The sequence below is a fragment of the Williamsoniiplasma lucivorax ATCC 49196 genome, assembly GCF_000518285.1.
Lineage (GTDB): Bacteria > Bacillota_I > Bacilli_A > Mycoplasmatales > Mycoplasmataceae > Williamsoniiplasma > Williamsoniiplasma lucivorax.
Genome location: NZ_JADH01000026.1, coordinates 1 through 4,850, shown reverse-complemented (window position 1 = coordinate 4,850; position 4,850 = coordinate 1). Strand labels below are relative to the sequence as shown.

At 24.7% G+C, this 4,850-nt stretch carries 6 protein-coding genes; 4 read left to right on the top strand and 2 right to left on the bottom strand.

Features of this window, described 5'->3' with window-relative positions; translation table 4 throughout:
• The 3 genes from P695_RS06210 to P695_RS06130 form a co-directional block, all read left to right on the top strand.
• Positions 1 to 292: integrase core domain-containing protein (locus P695_RS06210; RefSeq protein WP_028127079.1), on the top strand; the 292-nt coding region annotated here is incomplete at its 5' end.
• A 152-nt stretch (positions 293 to 444) separates the two neighbouring features.
• The gene (locus tag P695_RS0104745) at positions 445 to 1,023 is read left to right on the top strand and encodes a hypothetical protein (protein ID WP_028127078.1); all 579 of its coding nucleotides are present in this window, start codon (positions 445 to 447) and stop codon (positions 1,021 to 1,023) included.
• A gap of 138 nt (positions 1,024 to 1,161) precedes the next feature.
• Positions 1,162 to 1,317, top strand: coding sequence for a hypothetical protein (locus P695_RS06130; protein ID WP_156922739.1), 156 nt, complete (start codon positions 1,162 to 1,164; stop codon positions 1,315 to 1,317).
• Between the two features lie 104 nt (positions 1,318 to 1,421).
• Here P695_RS06130 and P695_RS0104735 read toward each other — a convergent pair whose 3' ends face one another.
• The gene (locus tag P695_RS0104735; RefSeq protein WP_028127077.1) at positions 1,422 to 2,414 is read right to left on the bottom strand and encodes a ThiF family adenylyltransferase; all 993 of its coding nucleotides are present in this window, start codon (positions 2,412 to 2,414) and stop codon (positions 1,422 to 1,424) included.
• A 196-nt stretch (positions 2,415 to 2,610) separates the two neighbouring features.
• Between P695_RS0104735 and P695_RS0104730 the strand changes: the two genes are divergently transcribed.
• Entirely contained in the window at positions 2,611 to 3,594 is a 984-nt protein-coding gene (locus tag P695_RS0104730; RefSeq protein WP_028127076.1) for an LD-carboxypeptidase, read from the top strand.
• Here the strand turns inward: P695_RS0104730 and P695_RS05700 are convergent.
• Positions 3,591 to 4,850: hypothetical protein (locus tag P695_RS05700; protein WP_035026617.1), on the bottom strand; the 1,260-nt coding region annotated here is incomplete at its 5' end. The genes P695_RS0104730 and P695_RS05700 overlap by 4 nt on opposite strands.

Genomic DNA, 4,850 nt, shown 5'->3' with positions numbered 1-4,850 from the left:
TCATTCTGATTATTGTTTTCAATATTCTAGTTATAAAGTTCTTGATAAATTAAAAACTATTAATGCCAAAACTTCAATGGGAAGGGTTGGGAATTCATTAGATAACCGAGAAGTTGAATATTTCTTTGGTTGCTTAAAAGGAGAATATTTAAATCATTTAGCTACTGCCAAAATGAAATTTAATGAAATTCATAAGTATATATCAGAATATATAGAGTGATATAATTTTAAAAGAAAACAAAAAGTATTGAATTGAAAAACGCCAGCTTCCGCTAGCGCTATTAATTCATAAAATGTAGAATTTATTTTTCCGTGTTTAATTCTAAGATAGTGTTTTTTAAAAAAATGAATAATAAATAAAAATTTTTTCTAGACTAAAAAACTTATTTTTTAATTCATTTTATTAAAATATAAATGTAATTAATTAAAAAACGATGTGGTCATATGGCAAAAAATAAACTTGCTATTTCTTCAAAAAATAAACTTCCAATCATTGTTGGCATGATTTGTGCTTGTTTTTCAATGTATGCAGGAATTTTAATATTAACAATTCCGGGAATGTTAATATTGAGTGGTGTTAAAGATAGTGTTGCTTGATCAATTTGATTAATTGGGGGTTTTTCTTTGGTTATTGTCACAACAACAACTATTGTTTATTCTTTAGTTATTGCTAATAAATTTACAATGAATCAAAAATTTTTTATTCCATTTATTGCGCTTTTGGCTTTTGGTTCAATTCCTGTTTTAAACTCATTGTTTCCTTTTGTTTCAAACATTGTGGTTTTAGTATTTATGTATATCAATCGAAAAGGCAATAAAATTGTATCTAAACCAATTTCTAAAATTTCATTGGATCAAAATAATACGCAAATTAATTTAAATTTAAAGACAAAAATTATGTTTGATTTAAGATATCGATTTTTTTTCATTGTTGGTTTAGTATTTAATATTGTTGCTATTTTAGCAAGTTTAATAGTTCTAATTATTTGACTTGTATTTTCTATTGATCCAAATTTTGATTAAACAAAACCTACTAGTTATAAAGTCTTAATTCTTTTCTTAATTTATTTAACTTTAGAAATCATTATGACTATTATGTTTGCATTAATTTTTGGAAATTAATTAACTATTAGCCAAAATTTTTTCAAAGTTTTCATGATTATGTTGGTTATTAGTGCAATTCCATTCCTAAGTTCTGGCATTGTATTAGTTCCTAGTTTAGTGATTGCAATCTTCTTATTTATGAATAAAAAAGAAGAAAAAATTATTCTAAACAATGTTTCAATTCCTGAAACACAAATTTTTTATTGAAAATAAAGAAACAAAATAATTTAATAAAAATTTAAAATGGTCCTAAAAAATTAGGGTCATTTATTTAAAATTAAAAATATTAAACTTCAAACATAAAGTAGAAATAATTTTTAAAATTTATAATGAAATTTGCACTTTGGGTCACGTTTCATACTTATTGTGAATGATTGCAAACTGAATAATTCAACACCAAAACGTTTATTTATTGATTCTAAGTTTTCAAAATCATTATTTAAGTAATTTATAATTTCCTTAATTGCAATAAGATTAGATAAAAAATTATTCCCTATTCAAGATGGCGCTTTGTTTATTAAAAACTTAGAAGTTTTTAAATCATTTGTAATTTTGTAATTACAATTTAAACATGAAGAATCAACTTTACTATTACCTGGTAATGAAAAAGGACCTATAACAGAAATATCATTAAGATAACCAACATTTAATAAAGGTGCTTTGTTTAAAAAAGAAAATTTAGTAGCATCTAATATACAATTACCCTCATCTGCAGATAAAATAATAAATGAATTTGAACCAACATCTTCAAGTGAAAATTTAAAATTTAAATTGCCAAATCTTGCTAATAATTTTTTGGCAAGTATTTTATTTTTGTAATTTCCAATGTCTGCATTTTCAAATAAAAATTGTCTATTAAGATTTGTTTTTTCTATAACATCCATATCAATCAACGTAAAATTTTTAAATCCCATGCTAGCTAATGAAAATGATATTGCATTACCAATACCACCACACCCTCAAATTATAAAATTTAAGTTTTCATGTTTTTTAATAAAATCAATGTTATTAAACTTATAATTTCAAAACATTTCGTTTCTACTAAAAGTTGAATCTAAATTAAATTCAGAATCTATTAAAAAATCATTATTTCATAAAAAATTTCAATCAATCATTTTAAGTTTTTGATTATTTATATAAGCAATGATTTCTTTTTTGTTTGCTAGTTTATTACTTAAAAAAGATCCAATATTTACAATTTCTACTAAATAAGAAATATCCAAAATTTTTTGTTTGGTACCTTTTCCTAAGATGATTTGATTATCAATTATTTGGTATTGAAAAGTTGGCGACAATTTATATTTATTCATTAAAACCTCCATGAAAAAATAACTAAATAAATAGTTATTTTAAAAAATTAATTTCTTAATATTCCGTACATAATTTTAATCTCCTTCCTTGTTCTTTATTTTAAACTTTTATTGATAAAAAATTAATATTTAAGTAAAATTAAAATTTTTTTGGATATCAATATATACTTAAAGTTAGAAAGAATGAATAAGAAAAATGAAAATAGGAATTTTTACAGCTTCAACTCCAATTGGTTCTATTTCACCAAAACGAGGTGAAAGAGCTATTAATTTTTTAAAAGCAAAAGGGCATGAAGTAATTCTTGGTGAATTGTTTTATAAAAATGAAAATTATGTTGCGGGAAATGCTAAACAAAGAGCTAATGAAATTAATAATCTTGTTTTTAATGGAGCAGAGCTTTTACTATCTGCAATTGGGGGAAGCAATACAAGTTCTATTCTTCCATTTTTAGATTATGAATTAATAAACAAAAAAGGTGTTATTTTTTGTGGTTTTAGTGATTCAACATCATTGCTATCTGCTATTTTAAAAAAATGTCCTAATTGTAGAGTCATATATGGACCTGCTTTGTTTCCTAATTTTGGTGAATTTGAAGAAGCATCTAGAGAGTTTTCATATAATGCTCTAATGAATTTAATCACTAAAAAACCAACACAACTACCAGTTCCAGATTTTTATTACACTTCTTTTCAAAATTGAGAAAATTTTGAAAGTCAAAGAAGCGAAATACAAAATCGATGATCAACACTTAATTTTGATTCAAAAAAAGAACTTTATCAAGGAACTTTGTTTGGTGGTAATGGTAATACTATGATGTCGATTGTTGGAAGTGATTATGTTTTTAAACCAAATGAAAAAGCAATTCTTTTAATTGAAGATGATGAAAAAACGGCTGCAGAATTAGAAAGAATTTATAACTCTTTAATTTTAAATAAAAAATTTGAAAATGTTGAATGCATAATTTTTGGCAAAACTAATGTGAAAGATTTTAAGAATTTAACAGCTATTGATATTTTAAATAATTGCTTATTAGCAAGTGATATTAAATTACCCATTTTATATGATGTTGATTTATCTCACATAAAACCAATGTCAGCTATTGAACTTGGTAAAAAAACAACTATTGAAATAAAAACTAAAAAAATTTGGGCGAATAAAAGTTTTGGTAGAATATGTTAACTTAAAGACACCACTTTAAAATAAGTTGATCTATTTGCGTTAACTACATTATACATTGATATTTTGAACACATTTCATGAATTTATGAATTCTTGGAATGTGTTTTTAAATTCCTCTAAAGAATTGAAATACTTCCCATATTGTTCTATAAAAGAGTGTTTCACTCATCCGTTTAAAGATTCAGTTCAAGGGTTGTGTTTGAATCCTGCTTTTGACATTGGATGAATATAATTATTAGCTTCTTTTTCGAAGTTATTAATAATTTCACAAGCAAAAGCTGATCCCCGATCGGTTTGAATGATAGCATTTTGTACATCGTTTGCTTTTATGTAAGCTGATGCTTTCATAAAAACTTGATGAGTTGAATTGGATGTTTCACTAAATTCAGCATGAAATCCAACCACTGTTTTAAATCTTAAATCATAGCTAATGACAACCACTGGTTTTTTGTGAGTGCCTTTAATGACAACTGGATAGTGAACACCATCAATACCAAAAGCATTTTGTCCTTCAATACTATTTAGTAGCAAGTCCTCTTTTGTGAATTTTCTTTTACGGTCATTACCGTTATATTTAGTTCTTTTTTGATTAACATGTTTAAATTTGGCTGGGTATTTATTTTGAATTTCTCTTATTTTTGCAACCGAAATTTTCACTCCAAACACAAAGAATATTATTTGATTCAAATCAGCAGCAGAGATTGGTTTATTATGGACTTTATAGACTTTTTCTAGTAATTTCTTCGCATTTGGGGTAACTTTTCCTTGATATTTCTTAAATTTTGGTATTGGTTTTAAACCATTCCTCACATCTAAAAAATCAGGCCAACAATGCCTTTTTTTAAATTCAATAAAACGTTTCTTGGTGATATTGAAAAATTTGATCAATTTGTTTTGTGAAATATCAATTCTTGTTAATAATTCATAACATGCAATATAAGCATAATGTTTATAAACTTTGGTATTCTCAATAATTAAATTTTGCTCCTCACACTTACTTAGATTTTTTTGATTTATGAGATTTGTGTAAGAAGCTCTGGACTTTTCCAAAACTTGATTTTTTGTTTTTAAAATATCAATTAGTTGTTTGTCTAATTCCTTTTCCTTTTCTAAAGTTTTCACTTTAGATTGAGATTCTTCTAGTGCTTTGACTAATTCAGCAATTTGCTTTTTATCTTGATTTTCTTTATTTTTCATGATATTTTTTTGACCCTCTTGCTTTTCTTTGTTCATATTATAATAAACATCAGGGTAAAA